A 17,230-nucleotide genomic window follows, 5' to 3' on the forward strand; every position below is an offset into this window, starting at 1 on the left:
CGCATAGGGCGCGCCGCTCAGTCCGGCCCGCCGTGCCACGACCGCCGTCGCCGCATCCACGAGCGTCGTCGTGCGCGCCCGGGCACGCAGGAACGCCCCGACATCCGCTCGCGCGAGCCCGCCCTGGACGGCCGGCTCGACGCCCGCCGAGAACGCGTGCCCGCCCGAAGGCAGACGTGCGTCGGCGAGCAGCATGGTGACGGTGTGCGCGGCGGAGTCCATGGAGCGCCCCTCAGAACATGTTGTACAGCTGGGCCAGCGGGAGGGATGCCGCGGGTGCCGGTTCGACGTCCTCGCCGTCGATCGCGATCTCGAACGTGTCGGGACGGACGCGGATAGACGGCAGCAGGTCGTTGTTCTTCATGTCGGCCTTGCCGATGTGACGCGTGGGCTCGACCGCTGCGAGTCGGCGGCGCAGACCGAGCGTCTCGGCGAGGCCGTCCTGGAGAGCCGCAGGCGAGACGTAGGTGACCGACAGGTCGGCCCCGATCGTGTCGCCGAAGGACGGTCGCATCATGACGGGCTGGGGTGTCGGGATCGACGCGTTCGGGTCGCCGAGCGCGGCCCACGCGATCGCACCGCCCTTGACGACGACGGCCGGCCGGACGCCGAAGAACTTCGGGTCCCACACCGTCAGGTCGGCGAGCTTGCCGACTTCGATCGATCCGACGTCGTACGCGATGCCGTGCGCGATCGCGGGGTTGATCGTGTACTTCGCCACATACCGCCGCGCGCGTTCGTTGTCCGCCGGCATCCCGCCGTCCAACGGACCGCGACGGTGCTTCATGACGTGCGCGACCTGCCAGGTGCGCGTGATCACTTCGCCGATGCGGCCCATGGCCTGCGCGTCGGACGAGGTCACCGACAGTGCTCCGATGTCGTGGAGGATGTCTTCCGCGGCGATCGTGGTGGCACGGATGCGGGACTCCGCGAACGCGAGATCCTCCGGCACCGCGGGGTTGAGGTGATGGCAGACCATCAGCATGTCGAGGTGCTCGGCGACGGTGTTCACCGTGTGCGGGAGGGTCGGGTTCGTGGAACCGGGGATCACGTTGGGCAGCCCCGCGATCGAGAGGATGTCCGGCGCGTGACCGCCGCCGGCGCCCTCGACGTGGAAGGCGTGGATCGATCGGCCGCCCATCGCCGCGATGGTCGACTCGACGAAGCCCGCCTCGTTCAGCGAGTCGGAGTGCAGCGCGACCTGCAGACCCCACTCCTCGGCGGCGCGCAAGGATGCGTCGATCGCGGCGGGCGACGAGCCCCAGTCCTCGTGCACCTTGTAGCCCGCGGCGCCCGCGAGCGCCTGCTCCTTCAGCGCGGCCATCGAGACCGTATTGCCCTTGCCGAGGAGCAGGATGTTGACGGGGAGGGGATCGAGCGCGCGGTGCATGGCCGACAGATGCCACGCCCCCGGTGTGACGGTCGTCGCCTTCGATCCTTCGGAGGGACCGGTGCCGCCGCCCACGATCGTGGTGATCCCGGTGGCGAGGGCCTCGTGGATCTGCGAGGGCGAGAGCAGGTGGACGTGCGAGTCGATGGCGCCGGCGGTGACGATGCGCCCTTCGCCCGAGATGACGTCGGTCGATGGCCCGATGACCATGTCGATGCCATCGCTGATGTCGGGATTGCCGGCATGTCCGATGCCGACGATGCGACCGTCACGGATGCCGATGTCGGCGCGGATGATGCCCCACCAGTCCAGGATGATCGCGTTCGTGATGACGGTGTCCAGCGCGCCGTCGGCCCGCGTCGCGGTGGCCTGGGCCATGGATTCGCGGATGGACTTGCCGCCGCCGAAGACGGCCTCCTCGCCGCCCACGGTCAGGTCGCGCTCGATCTGAATCCACAGATCGGTGTCGCCCAGGCGCACCTCGTCTCCGACCGTCGGGCCGTAGATCGCGGCGTACCGCGACCGATCAAGCCAGACCATCGAGCAGCTCCTGTCCCTCGGTCTTGAGCTGGATGCCGGGAACCCGACGCGTTCCGCGCAGGGCGACGGCGTCGAGCTCTCGTGATGCACCCGGCTCGAAACGCTGCGAGGTTCCGGATGCGATGTCGAGGCGGAATCCGTGTGCGAGGGCGCGGTCGAACTCCAGTGCCGCATTCACATCGGGGAGGTGGATGTGCGAACCGATCTGAATCGGCCGGTCGCCGGTGTTGACGAACACGAGCCGGATGCGCTCTGCCTCGCTCCGATCGGCATTGAGCTCGATGCGGCCGGGTCGGATTCGGTAGGCGCCGGGGCCCTGTGAGGTAGCGGATGCCACAGCGACTCCTCAGTCGATCGGATGGTGGACGGTGACGAGCTTGCGACCATCCGGGAAGGTCGCCTCGACCTGCACGTCGACGAGCATCTCGGGAACGCCCGGCATCACCTGGTGACGAGTGAGGACGGTGCGGCCCTCCTGCATCAGCTCGGCGACGCCGCGGCCTTCTCTGGCCCGTTCGATCACCCAGCAGGACAGCAGAGCGACCGTCTCGGGGTGGTTGAGCAGGATGCCGCGCGCGAGCCGATCGCGCGCGACCATCCCTGCGACCGACAGCAGGAGCTTCTCGGTCTCGGCGGGTGTGAAGTGCATTCGGGCCTCCGGCGGGTGATGTCAGAAGTGTGCCATATCGCCTGTATTCACCAGAGGCTACCCAGAGCCGTCAGTTCGACATTCGGTCGGGGTTTCCCGGAATTACGGGCTTTCGCAGTCGAATCACGCTGCACGATTAACAGAACCGGAACAATCGAGAAATGTCAGAGTAATGTCACGCACCCATGCTGGCAATTACCGCAGCAGTCGGCGATCACCTTCCGCCGATCTGAACCGGCACGCGAAGCCCGGCACCAGCAGGCATCGAGACGCACCGCACCACCGGCCCACCCCTGCACCACACCGCTGACTCACCGCTCAGCCCGTTCCGTCACGCCCTCGACACGCCTCCCGTTCGGCGTTCCTGAGGATCGTGCCGGTGCGACGGCGTCATCCGGCGTGCCCGCAGGTCGGGCCACCCCCACCCGAGAACGCATCACCTGCATCACACAGAAACGGAGTTCCCATGACAACGAACAGGACACGGCGGGCGCGCAGCCTGCTGGCTGTTCCCGCCCTCGCGGCGACGGTCGCCCTCGTTCTCGCCGGTTGCGGTTCCCGCGCCGGCGATGCCCCGGCGGCGGCCGAATCGGATGCCGCGGCACCGGCGAGCTGCATCGACACGTCCGGCGACACGATCAAGCTGGGCTTCCTCAATTCGCTCACCGGCGGCATGGCGATCTCCGAGCAGACCGTCTCCAACGTCCTGCATATGGCCGCGGACGAGATCAACGCCGACGGCGGCATCCTCGGCAAGCAGATCGAGTACATCCAGGAAGACGGTGCCACCGATTGGCCGACCTTCGCGGAGAAGACCGAGAAGCTGCTCACCCAGGACTGCGTCGCCGCGATCTTCGGGGGCTGGACCTCGTCCTCCCGCAAGGCCGTCAAGCCGGTCGTCGAGGAGAACAACGGATTGTTCTTCTACCCGGTGCAGTACGAAGGCCTGGAGTCGTCGCCGAACATCTACTACACCGGCGCGACCACCAACCAGCAGATCATCCCCGCGATGGACTACCTCGCCGCGCAGGGTGTGAAGACGCTGTTCCTGGCAGGCTCCGACTACGTGTTCCCGCGCACCGCGAACGCGATCATCAAGCTCTACGCCGAAGAACTCGGCATCGAGATCGTCGGTGAGGAATACGTGCCCCTGGACAAGGACGACTGGACCACCCAGGTGTCCAAGATCGTCGCGGCCGACCCGGACTTCGTCTTCAACACCATCAACGGCTCGTCGAACGTCGGCTTCATCAAGGCCTACTACGACGCCGGTCTCACCCCGGAGACGACCCCGATCATCTCGGTGTCCATCGCCGAGGAGGAGGCGCCGGCCATGGGTCACGAAGTCACCGGCAACTATGCGTCGTGGAACTACTTCCAGTCGATGGACACTCCCAACAACCCGGCCTTCATCGAGCGCTGGCAGGCCTACCCCGGCAGCAGCGGGGTGACCTCCGACCCCATGGAGGCGGCGTACATCTCGCTCTACCTCTACAAAGCCCTGGTCGAAGCGGCAGGTTCCTTCGAGGTCGACGACGTGAATGCCGCCGCCGCGGCAGGCGGGATCACCGTCGACGCGCCGGAGGGTGTCGTCACGCTGGACGGCGAGAACCACCACATCTCCAAGCCGGGCAACATCGGCAGGATCAACGCCGAGAACCAGTTCGACATCGTCTGGTCCTCCGACGGCTTCATCGAGCCCGACCCGTACCTCGAGGGCTACGACTGGTTCCCCGCTGACGTCCGCGATGCTCTGGTAGCCGCCGCGGGCTGATCTCCCCGGATGTGGGGTCCCGTGTCCGCCCGGACACGGGCCCCCGCTCCATCACCGCTTCAGGACTCCCGACCGCACAGAGAGCGAAAGCACGTGGATGCACTCTTACCGCCCCTGCTGAACGGCACCGCGCTGGGTGCGCTGCTGCTGCTCGCAGCGCTCGGGCTCACCCTCACCTTCGGGCAGATGGGGGTGATCAACATGGCGCACGGCGAGTTCATCATGGCCGGCGCCTTCATCGCCTACATGACCCAGCTGGTGGTCACCTCGAGCAACATCTCCGTCCTGCTCGCGCTCCCGCTCGCCTTCATCGGCGCGGGCCTGCTCGGCCTTCTTCTCGAGGTCGGCATCATCCAGTGGATGTACCGACGGCCGCTCGACACCCTTCTGGTCACGGTCGGGGTGGCTTTGATCCTGCAGCAGATCGCGTTGCAGATCTTCCCCGCACAGGGCGTCCCCGTGGAGGCTCCCGGGTGGCTCGATGGGCAGATCGACGTCTTCGGCTATGCATGGCCGCTTCGGCAGGTCTTCACCATCGTGCTCGCCGTCGTGTGCCTGGTCGCGCTGGCCGCATGGCTCAAGTACTCGTCCTTCGGACGGCGGATCAGAGCGACCGTCCAGAACCGCGACCTCGCCGAGACCAGCGGCATCCGCACCCGCAACATCGACCGCATCACCTTCTTCGTGGGTTCAGGCCTGGCCGGTGTCGCCGGAGTCGCCGCGTCCCTGATCGGCGGCACGAATTCTCAGATGGGCACGCAGTACATCATTCCCGCGTTCCTCGTCGTGGTCGCCGGCGGCGTCGGCCAGATCAAGGGCACGGTGATCGCCGCGTGGGCTCTGGGCATCGCGCTGTCGTTCTTCGCCGACTGGACGACGGGAAGCATGGCCCAAGTGCTCGCCTTCGTGCTGCTCGTCGTGTTCCTGCAATTCCGCCCACAGGGCCTGTTCACGGTCCGCACCCGGGGGTTGACATGACCAAACTCAAGCCGTGGCTTCCGCTGATCGGCATCGCGGTGTTCGCCGTGCTGCTCCTGGTCGTCGCCCCAGCCGTACTGTCCATGCACTGGATCAACAACCTCGGCAAGTACTGCTGCTGGGCGATCGCCGCGGTGGGGATCGGCCTCGCCTGGGGTCGCGGAGGAATGCTTGTCCTCGGCCAGGGCGTCTTCTTCGGGCTCGGTGCCTACGCCATGGCGATGCACCTCACGCTGGAGAGCACAGCGCCCGGCAGCCTTCCTGTCTTCATGATCCTGTACGACCCGTCGGCGTCACTTCCGCCCTTCTGGGAGCCGTTCCGCAGTGACGCGTTCACGCTGGCGGCCATCCTGCTGCTGCCGGTGATCGTGGCAGGGGTGCTCGGCTACGCCCTGTTCAAGCGCAGAATCAAGGGGGCGTACTTCGCGATCCTCTCCCAGGCGCTCGCCGTGGCCCTCGCCGTCCTGATCAGCTCGACGATCCGCGAGACCGGTGGCGACACCGGGCTCAGCGACTTCAAGTACTTCTTCGGGTACGTCTTGAACGACGACGCGAACAAGGTCATGGTCTTCATGATCGCCGCCTCGCTGCTCATCCTGTGCCTGCTCGCGGTGTGGCAGCTCAACCGCAGCCGCTTCGGCGAACTGCTGATCGCCACGCGCGACGCCGAAGAGCGCGTGCGGTTCCTCGGCTACGACCCCGCCAATATCAAGCTCGTCGCCTACGTGGTCGCCGCCGTGATGGCCAGCATCGCCGGAGCATTGTTCGTCCCCATCGTCGGCATCATCACGCCGGCCGAGATCGGCGCCTCCGCCTCGATACTCATGATCGCGGGCGTGGCGTTGGGCGGCCGCGCCTCGCTCTTCGGACCAGCTCTCGGGGCGATGGCGATCGGATGGGGACAATCGAGTCTCGGTTCCAGCTGGCCCGATGGGTGGATCTACATCCTGGGCCTGGTCTTCATCCTGGTGACGCTCTTCCTGCCGATGGGGCTTTCCTCGCTGTTCGGAAAGGCGAAGGGTCTGGTGTGGCGCCCGCGCGAAACACCCCCCGCCTCGCTCGCCGATCCCGCACCCGTGCTCGAGCCTGTCGCTGAAGAGGTGACCAAGTGACCGCCGCCGAGGGTTCGCTCGTCGTCACCGACCTGCGGGTCGAGTTCGATGGATTCGTCGCCGTCGGCGGCGTCTCCTTCGACGCCCATCCGGGCGAGGTCCGCTTTCTCATCGGTCCGAACGGCGCCGGCAAGACCACCTGCATCGACGCCATCACCGGTCTGTCCAAGGGCACGGGATCGGTCACGCTCGCAGGCCAGGAGCTCCTGGGCAAGTCCACCCAGAAGATCGTGCGGCTCGGAGTGGGCCGCACCTTCCAGACCGCGAGCGTGTTCGAGCAGCTCTCCGTGCTGCAGAACCTCGACATCGCGGCGGGGCTTCACCGCTCTTCGCTCTCGCTGCTGCGGGCCCGCCGCGGCGTCGATCCGGCGATCGAGTCGGCGCTGGAGGAGACGGGCCTCAGCGATGAGCGCGAGACTCCCGCCGGCATCCTGTCCCACGGCCAGAAGCAGTGGCTGGAGATCGGCATGATGCTCGTGCAGGAGCCCCGCGCGCTGCTGCTCGACGAGCCCGTCGCCGGAATGAGCCAGGACGAGCGGACCGCCACGGGAGAGCTGCTGCAGCGAATCGCCCAGCGCCGCATCGTGCTCGTCGTCGAACACGACATGGACTTCATGCGCCGCTACGCGTCCCGCGTCACCGTGCTGCATCAGGGAAAGGTCCTCTCGGAGGGGGCCGTCGCCCAGGTGCAGGCCGACCCCAGGGTGCAGGAGGTCTACCTCGGCACCGCCGGGGCCGCGACCACCGGGGCGATGTTCGTGGTGCCCGCCGGGACGACACAGGCGACGGATGCCGCAATGCAGGAAGAGGGAGCCTGACGTGCTCGAGCTGAACGAAATCCAGGCAGGGTACGGCCCGACGCTCGTGCTGCACGGCGTGACGTTGCCGGCCGCCAAGGTGGTCGCCGTCCTCGGCCACAACGGCGCCGGCAAGTCGACTCTGCTGCGCGTCGCCATCGGACTCATCAAGCCGCGCAGCGGCCAGGTCATCTTCGACGGAGACGACGTCACGTCGCTGCCACCCAACAAGCGCGTCGCACGTGGCATGGCGTATGTGCCCCAGGGCCAGCAGTCGTTCGCGCAGCTCACGACGATGGAGAACCTGCAGCTCGTCGCCGACGGTCGCAAGCGCGGCAAGGCGCTCATCGAGCAGCAGCTGTCGCGGTTCCCCGCGCTGGAGAAGTTCGCGAGCCGCAAGGCCGGCCTGCTCTCGGGCGGTCAGCGTCAGCAGCTGGCGATCGCTCGGGCGCTCATCACCGAGCCGAAGCTGCTCATCCTCGACGAGCCGACCGAAGGCATCCAGCCCACGATCGTCGCCGAGATCGAGCACACCGTGATGCAGCTGGCGAGCGAGGGGCTCTCCGTCCTGCTCGTCGAGCAGCACATCGGCTTCGCGCTGGAGGCCGCGGACAAATACCTCGTGCTCGCGAGCGGCTTCGTCTCGAGCGTGGGCGACGGAGGAGCGTCCGCGGCCGAAGGAGTGCGGGCGGCAATGGCGATCTAGCGCTGTCTCTTCGCAATGCGGCTGTAACACGCGGGGCGCACAATGAGCCTGACGCGAGCCGCAGGGAGTCCGACGTGGGCAGGGCAGACAACGCGCGGGCAGCCGCCGAGGACAGCCTCGAAGACTATGCCTTCCGTTACGTCCCCCGATCGTTCCGGCGCTGGAGCGCCGGTTCCATCGGGGTCACCGCGCTGGGCTCCATCGCCTTCCTCGCCGACTTCTCCATCGGGGCCAGCGGCGGCATCGAGCACGGTACCAACAACGCCGTGCTCGGCATCCTGTTCGCATCGATCACGATCTTCATCGTCGGCCTGCCCATCGCCTACTACGCCGCTCGCTACAACCTCGATCTGGATCTGATCGCGCGCGGGTCGGGGTTCGGCTACTACGGCTCGTCGATCACGACCGTCATCTTCGCGGTGTTCACGTGCATCTTCTTCGCCCTCGAGGGGGCGATCATGGCGCAGGGGCTCCACATCGCGATCGCCATCCCGCTTCCCATCGGCTACCTCGTCTCCACGGTGGTGGTGATCCCGATCGTGATCTACGGAATGCGCGCCCTCGAACGGCTGCAGTTCTGGACCACACCGCTGTGGCTCGCGCTCGCGCTCCTGCCGCTGCTCTGGGTGATCGTGTCCGACCCCGACGCCGTGAGCGCGTTCGTCTCGTTCCCGGGCGAGTCCGATGGGGAGGTCAGCTTCCAGGCGATCGTCGCGACTGCCGCCGTCTGCTTCGCTCTGACGCCGCAGCTTGCCGAGCAGATCGACGTCCTCCGGGCGATGCCGCCGCGCACGCGCATGAATCGGCGGGCATGGTGGGGTTCGCTGCTGTTCGCGGGACCCGGCTGGGTGCTCTTCAGCGGCATCAAGCAGGTGATCGGCGTGTTCCTCGCGGTGTACCTCATCACGCGTGTCGATGCGGAGCTCGGCCAGCAGGCCGCCGAACCCGTTCGGCAGTTCATCGCCCTCTACGAATCGATCATGCCGGAGTGGCTGGTGATCGGGCTGGCGCTCGTTCTCGTCGTCGTCGCGCAGGTGAAGATCAACGTCACGAACGCGTACTCCGGGTCACTCGCATGGTCCAACGTGTACACCCGCCTCACCAAGACCTACCCGGGAAGATCCGTCTTCATCTTCTTCAATCTCGCGATCGCGCTCGCGCTGATGTGGATGGACGTCTTCAGCCTGATCAGCTTCGTACTCAGCCTCTACGCCAATGTCGTGATGGCATGGCTGGTCACGATCGCCGCCGACATCGCGATCAACAAGCACCTGCTTCACATCTCGCCGTTGTTCCCCGAATTCCGCCGCGGGATGCTGCGCGATTGGAACCCGGTCGGCCTCGTGTCGGTGGGTTTGGCGTCGCTGCTGTCGCTCTCGGCATTCGCGGGTGTGTTCGGTGAGGATCTGCGGCCCCTCTCGGTGCTGGTCGCGATCGGCGTGGCTGTGATCACAACCCCGCTCATGGCGCTGCTGACTCGCGGCAGGTACTACCTGCGCCGCCAGACCGATGGCATCGCGTCACCGATTCTCGATGTCGATGGCAACCCGTCCGGTGAGCGGCTTCGCTGCCACGTCACCGGCTACACATTCGAGCGGCCGGATATGCTGGCATCGGCGGAGCGGGGGACATACGGCGAGACCCAGTACGTGTCGTCGCTCGCACTCACGCTGGACGATTCGGATCGCTATGTCCTGCCCGCCGACCCGGCGTCACGGCAGAACAGCTCGCGTGGACGGACCGCCGAACGGGCAGATCGGCAGAAGGGACGAGGCGGATGATGGCGGAGGGTGTCGACACTCCGACCGCGATCCTCGCCAACGCCGCCGCGGCTCTGCGCGAGCACCCGTTCGACGACATCTCGTACCGCACACTCGGCGACGCGGTCGGCGTGTCGGAGCGGACGGTCTACCGTCACTTCCCGACGAGATCGCATCTTCTCGAGGGCGTCGCGGGGTGGATCGAGTCCACCGAATTCCCGTTGCCGCCTTTCGTCACGATCCCTCAATTCCAGGATGCCTCCCGCGCCAGGTTCCACGCCTTCGATGCGTCGCCGGCGTTCGCTTTCGTGTGTGCGCGGGCGGCAACGATCTCGCCGACCGGCGAGGCGGAGCCGACCTTCTTCACCAGAGCTCTGGTGGCCATGCTCGCGACGAATCACCCTTCTCTGAACGAGCGGGATCTGCAGCGCGCGGCAGCCGCGCTGCGGTATTTCGCGTCGCCCCAGTTCTGGGCCCGTATGCGCACGGGCTTCGATATGAGCGCGTCGCAGATCACGGACGTCTTCGATCGCACCGTCGCCGAGGTCCTGGGGGACCTAGTGATCCTGCGGGAGTCCGAATCGGGCGTCTCGCGACGGGACGGCGGATGACCATGCCGGCGACCTCCGACGCGGATGCGCAGGCGGCCAACGAGGTGAGTCGCACGCAGGAGGCGATCCTCGCCGCCTATGCGGAGCTGATCGAGGAGCTCGGCACAGACGACGTGTCTTTCCGGCTGATCGCCCGCCGAGCGGGCGTCGGCGAGCGAACCGTCTTCCGCAACTACGCGACGCGGGTGGATCTGCTGCTCGCGACGGCGGCGTGGATCGAGAACAGGATCTTCCCCCGGCAGGACTCCGCGAGCATCTTCGACATGCCTCTCGCGATCCGGGCGGCGATGGAGTCGTACGACCAGCGCCCGGAACTGGCCCATGTGGTGGCTGAAACGACGATGCGAGGCATCAGCGGCGCGGCACCCAGCCCCGGGCGGTCGAAGCTCGAGCAGATGGTCGATGCCGAGATTCCCTCTCTCGAAGACGCTGAGCGCACCGCGATCGTCGCGGCTCTGGCGCACCTCGACTCGGCTGCGACGTGGGTCACCTTCCGCCGGGAGTTCGGAATGAGCCGCCGCGACATCGCCGACGCCGCGGCATGGGCGGCTGAAGCGGTGCTGGATCCGGTTCGATCGCGCGTCGGCTGAAAGCGGATCATCTCGCACAACGCTTCTGCGGGTCAGAGCCTCAATGGGTTTATGGATGCCCCGCTGGGGTCGGGCGAGTTCGTGGAATGGGATGAGTTGGAGCGTCTGCGACGACGCGCGTACGGACCGGACGCCGACATCGCCGGGGATGCGGAGGCGCAAGGTCGCCTCGCGGAATTGGAGGCCGGCCGACGCCGACAGATGACGGCCATGGATGCCGCAGAGGCTCCCGCTCCGGTCCGGGAACGGGTGCCCGTCGCTGCAACCGCCGATGAACCGCGCGCGGCTTCGACATCGATCCTGCCGGCCGTGGACGCAGCGTTCAACGAGAATGTGCCCGCCCCCGGGTCGGTCACGGAGCAAGACCCCAGGGGGACTCCGGCCAGCATCAGAACCCACGCGCCACCGTGGTTGCGGCGCCGCCGCGGGTTGGCACTTCTCGGCGCCGCGATCGCTGCCATCGGCCTTGTCGCGGGCTACCTCGCCGGCACGTCGCAGCTGCTTGCTCCTGTGTTCACTCCCCTACCGACCGAGTCGTCCACGGCCAATATGCCCCCCGTGCCCGACAGATTTCCGCAAGGGCTCTACTTGCCCTTAGCGCACGAGATCCTCGCACTGAGGTCGGTGGGTGAAGGCGCCGATCGGCCGAACGATCAGCACGGCGTTCTCGAGTCGTTGGGTATCAGCCCCGATGAGCTTCGGCGCTACGAGGACTTCGACGGTCTCAACATCTGGAGCGGTGAGTCTCGCTACGGCATGGCGTGCCTGTTCGTGGCCGTCCCCGTTCAGGGAATCCGCGAGGGGTACAGCGCCGAGGGCTGTACCCCCGAAGGCTTCGACACCACTGCGGAACTGCCGCAGCAGGGGACCATGAGCTTCATGCGATTCGTGTTGAGGGAAGACCACGTCAGCGTGTACGTCTACGAGAGGACCGCCGATCCGAATTAGCGCCTGCCGGACCCGAACACGGCGGTGCGATGTCCGCGCGCAGCTCGGGGACCGGGCCCGCCGCAACCACCTGTCCACCGACGTCGCGAGCGGCGACAACCTCGCGTTCAGCGCAGGTCGCGTCGCAGCGGAACGGCCACCGCGACGCAAGCCGCCGCCGCCGCATAGGCGAGCAGAACGAGCGCCCCGATCGCCGGCGACGTCGGCACCGTCGACGTCGTCGGCAGCTGCTCGGCGATGGCATCGCTGAGGAAGGTGAAGTCGGTGAGGGCCGCCGTCGCGCCTCCTGGGAGATAGGAATGGATCGCGTTCACGCCGGGGATGATCAAGAGCACGTGCTCGAGGAAGTAGAAGTACCCGAGCACGATGCCGACGGCGAGCAGCTGATGGCGCGCGAGCGCGCCGATGGCGACGCCGAGGATCATGTAGACGGCGGCAGCCAGCGAGAGACGTGCGAGCAGCGTGACGAGTCCGGCCGGGGGGACGCCGAGCTCGACGCCTTGTAGTGCCGCGCCACCCACCACAGCCGCCCCAGCGAAGAGCGAGGCGACGACCCCGTAGGCGATGCCGAGCGCGCCGAACACGACGAGCTTCGCCGCGAGCACTCGCCCGCGGCGAGGGGCGGCGAGGAAGGTCGTGCCGATGGTGTGGTGCCGGTACTCGCTCGTGACGGCGATCGTGCCGATGAGCGCGGGCACGAAGAGCAGCAGGCCGCTCATGCCCACGACGATGCCGACGCCGTCGACGGTGTCGAGTCCGGGCAGCGGCGGGTTGGCATTCTCGGGACCGACGAGAGCCAGCAGTCCGGTCAGAGCGCCACCGCTGCCTGCGGCGATGACGAGGGACCATATCGGAAGCCGGGTGGCGAAGAGCTTCGTGAACTCGCCTCGGATCAGTCGATTCATGCGCGGGCTCCTTCGGTGCGTGTCGCTCCGGATATTCCGGGGGCGGTGTGGGGAGCGGTCTCGGATGTGAGCCGCAGAAATGCCTCTTCGAGGTTCGTGCCGTGCGCGGTGAACTCGGCGAGCGAGCCCTCCCAGGCCACGTGTCCGCGATCGATCAGCACGAGGTCGTCGACGCCGTGCTGGAGTTCCGTGAGGACGTGACTCGAGAGCAGGACCGTGCGACCGCCGGCGGCGAACTCGCGCAGGAAGGTGCGCAGCCAGACGATGCCCGCCGGGTCGAGCCCGTTCGACGGCTCGTCGAGTACGAGCACGACCGGATCCCCGAGGAGTGCAGTCGCGAGGGACAGCCGCTGCCGCATCCCGGTCGAGAAGGAGCCCACACGACGGTCGAGGTATGCGGAGATGCCGGTGAGCTCCGCCACGCGCGCTGCATTCGCCGGTTCATGCCCGCCCAGCGCACAGTACGTGCGGAGGTGCCCGCGCGCGGTCATCGCAGGATGGGCGGCGGCGATGTCGAGCACGGCCCCCACCGTGCTCGAGGGATCGTCGAGGTCGCGGTACCAGGCACCGCCGATGAGTGCCGTTCCGGCATCAGGACGGATGAGACCCAGCAGCATCCGGAGCGTCGTGGACTTGCCGGCGCCGTTGGGACCGAGGAATCCCGTGACCCGCCCGGAGCGCGCGCTGAAGGTGACGTCGGTCACTGCGTCGACGCCGGCGAAGCGCTTGGCGAGTCCAGAGACCTGGATGTCCGTGCCACTCATCGCCGGACCGGCTTGTGAAGGGTCGAGGTGTCTCGTCGAATGGCGGTCATCAGGGTGTTCCTCTCACTGACGTACGCTGGATCAGGTATTGAGAATGTTATCACTATGAGAATGGTTGGTGTGCCGTGTCGAAGCGCTCGCCCATCGCCGATGTCGTCATGCATCCCGTGCGCCTCCGGATCATCCAGCAACTCGGCACCCGCCAGGTCACGACCGCGGATCTTCGAGCCGCCATGCCGGATGTCCCCCAGGCGACGCTGTACCGTCACGTCGCCGCACTCGTCGAAGCCGACATCCTGGCGGTCATCGAGGAGCGGCGGGTGCGCGGCGCGGTCGAGCGCACCTTCACCCTCGGTGGCAGGATGGCGCACGTCGACCATGCAGAGCTTCGGGAGATGGGCGAACAGGAGTTGCGCCAATCGTTCCTGACGTTCATCGCCCACCTCGGCGAGACGTTCGATCGAGCGAGCGCTTCGGATGCCGATGGCGGCTTCCGGGACTTCCTCGGCTTCGGAGAGGTGCAGCTGCACGTCACGACCGACGACCTCAGCCAGATTCAGACGCGTCTCGGCGAGCTGCTCGCGCCCTACCTGTCCGCGACAGGTCCAGAACGCCGTACCGTGACATTCGCCACAGCCCTGATACCCGAGGCGCTTCGCCCGGCATGATCAGCCGCTGGCCCACCCGAAGCTGGTTGCGTGGTGCCCGTTCGGCGGATGCGGGGACTCATTGTCACCGCCGGATCCGAGCATGGATCGGGTGAGCTGCTGGCGGGAGTCCATCAGGCGGTCGAGTTCGGCGACGAGGTCCTCATCGCGGGGTTCGCGCTCGTCTTGGACGGCGCGGAGCACACTTCGCCTCATCAACTCTTTCGCGAAAGAGCCCGTCGTGCCTTCGGCTCGTTCTGCCGCCGCCTGCAGTGCGGCACCCGTGTACGGGAGGCCGTGCGCGTAGCGACGGAACAGGCGACGCCGTTCCGCCGGTGCGGGAAGGGGGACCTCGACGGCGAGATCGACCCGACCCGGTCGCTCCGCGAGGGCACGCTCGAGCACTTCGACCCTGTTGGTCGTCATGATGAAGGCCACGTCGGCGTCGCCGTCCAGGCCGTCGAGGGCGTCGAGCACTTCGAACAGCAGTGGCTGGGGTGAGCCGTGGCGTTCCATGGCGACCAGGTCGATGTCTTCGAGCACCACGAGCGCGGGCTGGAACGTGCGCGCGATCTCGGCAGCTGCGCTGATGTAACGGATGCTGGATCCCGTGAGGACCACGGCGGTGATGTCGGGCGTCGCGGTGAGGAGGTGACGGACGGTGAGGGTCTTGCCCGTCCCCGGCGGGCCATACAGCAGCACGCCACGCTTCAGATGCTGACCCGCGCGCTGCAGAGCGTCGCTGTGTTCACCGATCGTGATCACGTGCTGGACGATCTCTTCCAGCACACCCTCCCCGAGGACGATGTCGTCAGCGGCGACTGACGGTCGCTGCACGAAGGTGGCGCCGGCGTCGCGGCCGTACTCGGTGGGTTGAAAGGACAGCACCTGGCCGCGTAGCACGCTGCGCTCGATCATCGTTCGGCGCAGTGTCTCGAGGAAGCGAGTGACCACCGCGTCGTCGGTGCCCATGACCTCCACCACCGCGGACGGCCTGCCGAACTGGGGAGAAGCAGCCCGCTGTGCGAGCACGATGGGCGTGCCCTCGAAATGCAGCAGCCGAACGCCCAGCGACACCACCCTCGTGCTCGAGCTCGGACCCGTCGCCCGCTCCGTGTAGTCCACCGGGCCCGGTGCATAGCGTGCGTGAGAGTGGGTGATCCACTCCGCCAGCGCTTGGTGGTGCCTTTGATCTCCGCCCGTGACGCCGATGAGGCGCCCCTCGCCCTGCTCTCCCAACGCGTTCAAGGCGAGATCCGCGTCGACAAGGCGGTGGTCGGCGATGTGCTCCACGACCACGGACACCTGCGATGCGTCGGTTCCCAGATGGTCGCTGATCACGTCACCCAAGGGCGTCCGGGACGGTGACGATTCGCTCGCGGCCAGTTCGTTCACCCGATGCAGGTAGCTGGATACTGCGCGCATCAGATCACGATCGTCGTCCTGCAACATGGCACCGACTCTGTCATACGCCCGCGACACGCGATCACACATCCGAGTCGCGCGGAGTGCCCATCGGCTATCGGCGGGCGAACCGATCTCGGCTCGATCCACGATGCGGATCCGCTAGCCGTACTTTCTCAGCAGCTCGATGTCGTGGATGTCCGCTGCGCGAAGCTCGTACCCGTCACGAAACCGCAGCTGTTGGGCGGCTGAGAGGCACGGAATCTCGGAGCCGTCGATCGTTCCTAGAGTGAATCCGTCCGACGCATAGTGGAAGCCGTCGCCACCGTGGCCGGCCTGCCGCCCGCTGCCGTCTGCGGCGAACGTCGCGGGATGCACGTCGACGACTTGACCGTCAGGCGCTGTCAATTCCAGCCGAGAAGGCGCCCAGTCCGTTGTGACGACGAAACCCTGCTCGCCGAGCAGTTCGAGGAAGGAAGGGAGATCCCGGATGTCGACGGCCACGTCCATGTCTCCGTGCGCCCGTGTCTGACGTCCCACGATGGCGTCCACGGCCCAGCCCCCGGCCAGCCACACTCTCAGCCCCTCGGCCGCGAAAGCGCGAAACAGATCGACGACCTGGCCACTCTCCACGGTTCTGCCCTCCCTCGGGCACCGGCCAGCCGATCTACCAGATGGTGCCGCCGCCGAGCGAGATGCCGCCCCACGTGAGCGCGATGAAGATCGCGGCGAACACGACGGGAGCGATGCCCTTGCCGTTGCGCGCGAGTCCCTTGAGGAGGGCGATCACCGCGAGGACTGCGGCGACGATGGAAAGGCCGCCACCGAGGATCAGCCCGATGAACAGGGGGATGGGCATGAGCACGAGGCCGGCCAGCGCGAACCAGAACGCGGCCCAGGCCGTCGGGTTCGAGCGGCGTTCGACGGATGAAGACATGCGTCCAGTATCTCGTGCTCGTGCCCGCAGCCCTGGAACGCGGCACCGCGCCGCATGGTGTTCTCTGACGCAATCCGCCGGGGGGACTAGTCCGGACGCAAGAGCTATCCTCCCGTCATGGCCAACCGCGTGAACAAGCCTGAGCTGCACGTGGACACGGTTGCGGACTGGGAAGCCTGGCTGGAATCGGACCCCGACCCGACCGGCGTCCGGCTACGACTGCGGAAGAAGGCGTCGACCCGACCCGGGATCACGTACGCCGAGGCGCTCGATGTCGCGCTGTGCTTCGGGTGGATCGATGGGCAGTCGCAGTCCCTGGATGCCGATTACTTCCTGCAGACCTTCACGCCACGCCGACCGCGGAGCATGTGGTCGAAGGTCAACATCGGTCACGTGACACGGCTGGTCGAGGAAGGTCGCATGCGGCCTCAAGGCCAGCACGAGATCGACCGCGCCAAGGCGGACGGGCGATGGGACAGCGCGTATCGGCAACGCGACGGCGACCTCCCCGTGGAGCTGGAGGAAGCCCTCAACGCAGACCCGGAGATCGCCAAAGCGTTCGCTGCTCAGTCGGCACAGAACCGGTTCGCGATGGCCTTCCGCGTGGGCAATCTCAAACGGCCGGCTTCGCGAGCCGCACGCGTTGCCCAGTACGTCGAGATGCTCAAGCGAGGCGAAACCCTGCACTGACGACGACTGAGCATGGGCTGACCGCGTC

At 67.2% G+C, this 17,230-nt stretch carries 19 protein-coding genes and 1 pseudogene; 11 read left to right on the top strand and 9 right to left on the bottom strand.

Features of this window, described 5'->3' with window-relative positions; all coding sequences use genetic code 11:
• The 4 genes and pseudogenes from VIP82_RS12580 to VIP82_RS12595 form a co-directional block, all read right to left on the bottom strand.
• Nucleotides 1-222, bottom strand: a pseudogene (locus VIP82_RS12580) (urease accessory protein); the annotation flags it as partial.
• A gap of 10 nt (nt 223-232) precedes the next feature.
• The gene (locus VIP82_RS12585; protein WP_331909068.1) at nt 233-1,930 is read right to left on the bottom strand and encodes an urease subunit alpha; all 1,698 of its coding nucleotides are present in this window, start codon (nt 1,928-1,930) and stop codon (nt 233-235) included.
• Complete coding sequence (ureB, locus tag VIP82_RS12590) at nt 1,917-2,267, bottom strand: urease subunit beta (protein WP_331909070.1); 351 nt, start codon at nt 2,265-2,267, stop codon at nt 1,917-1,919. Before ureB ends, VIP82_RS12585 begins: the two co-directional genes overlap by 14 nt.
• A 9-nt stretch (nt 2,268-2,276) precedes the next feature.
• Nucleotides 2,277-2,579: an urease subunit gamma gene (locus VIP82_RS12595; protein ID WP_331909072.1), complete on the bottom strand. Its 303-nt coding sequence runs from the start codon at nt 2,577-2,579 to the stop codon at nt 2,277-2,279.
• Nucleotides 2,580-3,045: 466 nt separating this feature from the next.
• Between VIP82_RS12595 and urtA the strand changes: the two genes are divergently transcribed.
• From urtA to VIP82_RS12640, 9 genes are all read left to right on the top strand, one after another.
• A complete protein-coding gene (gene urtA / locus VIP82_RS12600; RefSeq protein WP_331909074.1) occupies nt 3,046-4,353 on the top strand; it encodes an urea ABC transporter substrate-binding protein in 1,308 nt (435 codons plus the stop codon).
• 93 nt (nt 4,354-4,446) lie between these two features.
• Nucleotides 4,447-5,331: an urea ABC transporter permease subunit UrtB gene (gene urtB / locus VIP82_RS12605; RefSeq protein WP_331909076.1), complete on the top strand. Its 885-nt coding sequence runs from the start codon at nt 4,447-4,449 to the stop codon at nt 5,329-5,331.
• Nucleotides 5,328-6,443 (top strand): urea ABC transporter permease subunit UrtC, encoded by a 1,116-nt coding sequence (urtC, locus tag VIP82_RS12610; protein ID WP_331909078.1) that lies wholly within the window; start codon nt 5,328-5,330, stop codon nt 6,441-6,443. The genes urtB and urtC overlap by 4 nt, the downstream gene beginning before the upstream one ends.
• The gene (gene urtD, locus VIP82_RS12615) at nt 6,440-7,261 is read left to right on the top strand and encodes an urea ABC transporter ATP-binding protein UrtD (protein ID WP_331909080.1); all 822 of its coding nucleotides are present in this window, start codon (nt 6,440-6,442) and stop codon (nt 7,259-7,261) included. The genes urtC and urtD overlap by 4 nt, the downstream gene beginning before the upstream one ends.
• Before the next feature lies 1 nt (nt 7,262).
• The gene (locus tag VIP82_RS12620) at nt 7,263-7,946 is read left to right on the top strand and encodes an ATP-binding cassette domain-containing protein (protein ID WP_331909082.1); all 684 of its coding nucleotides are present in this window, start codon (nt 7,263-7,265) and stop codon (nt 7,944-7,946) included.
• 74 nt (nt 7,947-8,020) lie between these two features.
• Nucleotides 8,021-9,727: a purine-cytosine permease family protein gene (locus VIP82_RS12625; protein ID WP_331909084.1), complete on the top strand. Its 1,707-nt coding sequence runs from the start codon at nt 8,021-8,023 to the stop codon at nt 9,725-9,727.
• Nucleotides 9,727-10,317 carry a TetR/AcrR family transcriptional regulator gene (locus VIP82_RS12630; protein ID WP_331909086.1) on the top strand — a complete coding sequence of 197 codons (591 nt, stop codon included), beginning with the start codon at nt 9,727-9,729 and terminating at the stop codon, nt 10,315-10,317. Before VIP82_RS12625 ends, VIP82_RS12630 begins: the two co-directional genes overlap by 1 nt.
• Nucleotides 10,318-10,319: 2 nt before the next feature.
• Nucleotides 10,320-10,907: a TetR/AcrR family transcriptional regulator gene (locus VIP82_RS12635; RefSeq protein WP_331909088.1), complete on the top strand. Its 588-nt coding sequence runs from the start codon at nt 10,320-10,322 to the stop codon at nt 10,905-10,907.
• A gap of 51 nt (nt 10,908-10,958) precedes the next feature.
• Complete coding sequence (locus tag VIP82_RS12640) at nt 10,959-11,855, top strand: hypothetical protein (protein ID WP_331909090.1); 897 nt, start codon at nt 10,959-10,961, stop codon at nt 11,853-11,855.
• Between the two features lie 107 nt (nt 11,856-11,962).
• Here VIP82_RS12640 and VIP82_RS12645 read toward each other — a convergent pair whose 3' ends face one another.
• Together VIP82_RS12645 and VIP82_RS12650 are read right to left on the bottom strand one after the other, a co-directional pair.
• Entirely contained in the window at nt 11,963-12,760 is a 798-nt protein-coding gene (locus VIP82_RS12645; protein ID WP_331909092.1) for an ABC transporter permease, read from the bottom strand.
• Complete coding sequence (locus VIP82_RS12650; RefSeq protein ID WP_331909094.1) at nt 12,757-13,524, bottom strand: ABC transporter ATP-binding protein; 768 nt, start codon at nt 13,522-13,524, stop codon at nt 12,757-12,759. Before VIP82_RS12650 ends, VIP82_RS12645 begins: the two co-directional genes overlap by 4 nt.
• A gap of 125 nt (nt 13,525-13,649) precedes the next feature.
• Here VIP82_RS12650 and VIP82_RS12655 point away from each other — a divergent pair, with 125 nt between their 5' ends.
• Entirely contained in the window at nt 13,650-14,192 is a 543-nt protein-coding gene (locus VIP82_RS12655) for a helix-turn-helix domain-containing protein (protein ID WP_331909096.1), read from the top strand.
• On the opposite strand, the gene VIP82_RS12660 is transcribed toward VIP82_RS12655, so the two are convergent.
• The 3 genes from VIP82_RS12660 to VIP82_RS12670 form a co-directional block, all read right to left on the bottom strand.
• Nucleotides 14,193-15,596 (bottom strand): AAA family ATPase, encoded by a 1,404-nt coding sequence (locus VIP82_RS12660; protein WP_331909098.1) that lies wholly within the window; start codon nt 15,594-15,596, stop codon nt 14,193-14,195.
• 141 nt (nt 15,597-15,737) lie between these two features.
• On the bottom strand, nt 15,738-16,208 hold the full coding sequence (locus VIP82_RS12665) for a nucleotidyltransferase domain-containing protein (protein WP_331909100.1): 471 nt from the start codon (nt 16,206-16,208) through the stop codon (nt 15,738-15,740).
• A gap of 34 nt (nt 16,209-16,242) precedes the next feature.
• Nucleotides 16,243-16,512, bottom strand: coding sequence for a hypothetical protein (locus VIP82_RS12670; RefSeq protein ID WP_301114591.1), 270 nt, complete (start codon nt 16,510-16,512; stop codon nt 16,243-16,245).
• 117 nt (nt 16,513-16,629) lie between these two features.
• On the opposite strand from VIP82_RS12670, the gene VIP82_RS12675 reads away from it, so the two are divergent.
• Nucleotides 16,630-17,202: a YdeI/OmpD-associated family protein gene (locus VIP82_RS12675; RefSeq protein WP_331909102.1), complete on the top strand. Its 573-nt coding sequence runs from the start codon at nt 16,630-16,632 to the stop codon at nt 17,200-17,202.
• The last annotated feature ends 28 nt before the right edge of the window (nt 17,203-17,230 follow it).

The organism is Microbacterium sp., assembly GCF_036566905.1.
Classification (GTDB): domain Bacteria; phylum Actinomycetota; class Actinomycetes; order Actinomycetales; family Microbacteriaceae; genus Microbacterium.

Coding starts and splice junctions, on each gene's coding strand:
- VIP82_RS12585 (WP_331909068.1), bottom strand. CDS start 1,930: ATGGTCTGGCTTGATCGGTCGCGGTACGCCGCGATCTACGGCCCGACG.
- VIP82_RS12595 (WP_331909072.1), bottom strand. CDS start 2,579: ATGCACTTCACACCCGCCGAGACCGAGAAGCTCCTGCTGTCGGTCGCA.
- urtA (WP_331909074.1), top strand. CDS start 3,046: ATGACAACGAACAGGACACGGCGGGCGCGCAGCCTGCTGGCTGTTCCC.
- urtC (WP_331909078.1), top strand. CDS start 5,328: ATGACCAAACTCAAGCCGTGGCTTCCGCTGATCGGCATCGCGGTGTTC.
- VIP82_RS12630 (WP_331909086.1), top strand. CDS start 9,727: ATGGCGGAGGGTGTCGACACTCCGACCGCGATCCTCGCCAACGCCGCC.
- VIP82_RS12635 (WP_331909088.1), top strand. CDS start 10,320: ATGCCGGCGACCTCCGACGCGGATGCGCAGGCGGCCAACGAGGTGAGT.
- VIP82_RS12640 (WP_331909090.1), top strand. CDS start 10,959: ATGGATGCCCCGCTGGGGTCGGGCGAGTTCGTGGAATGGGATGAGTTG.
- VIP82_RS12645 (WP_331909092.1), bottom strand. CDS start 12,760: ATGAATCGACTGATCCGAGGCGAGTTCACGAAGCTCTTCGCCACCCGG.
- VIP82_RS12650 (WP_331909094.1), bottom strand. CDS start 13,524: ATGAGTGGCACGGACATCCAGGTCTCTGGACTCGCCAAGCGCTTCGCC.
- VIP82_RS12660 (WP_331909098.1), bottom strand. CDS start 15,596: ATGCGCGCAGTATCCAGCTACCTGCATCGGGTGAACGAACTGGCCGCG.
- VIP82_RS12670 (WP_301114591.1), bottom strand. CDS start 16,512: ATGTCTTCATCCGTCGAACGCCGCTCGAACCCGACGGCCTGGGCCGCG.
- VIP82_RS12675 (WP_331909102.1), top strand. CDS start 16,630: ATGGCCAACCGCGTGAACAAGCCTGAGCTGCACGTGGACACGGTTGCG.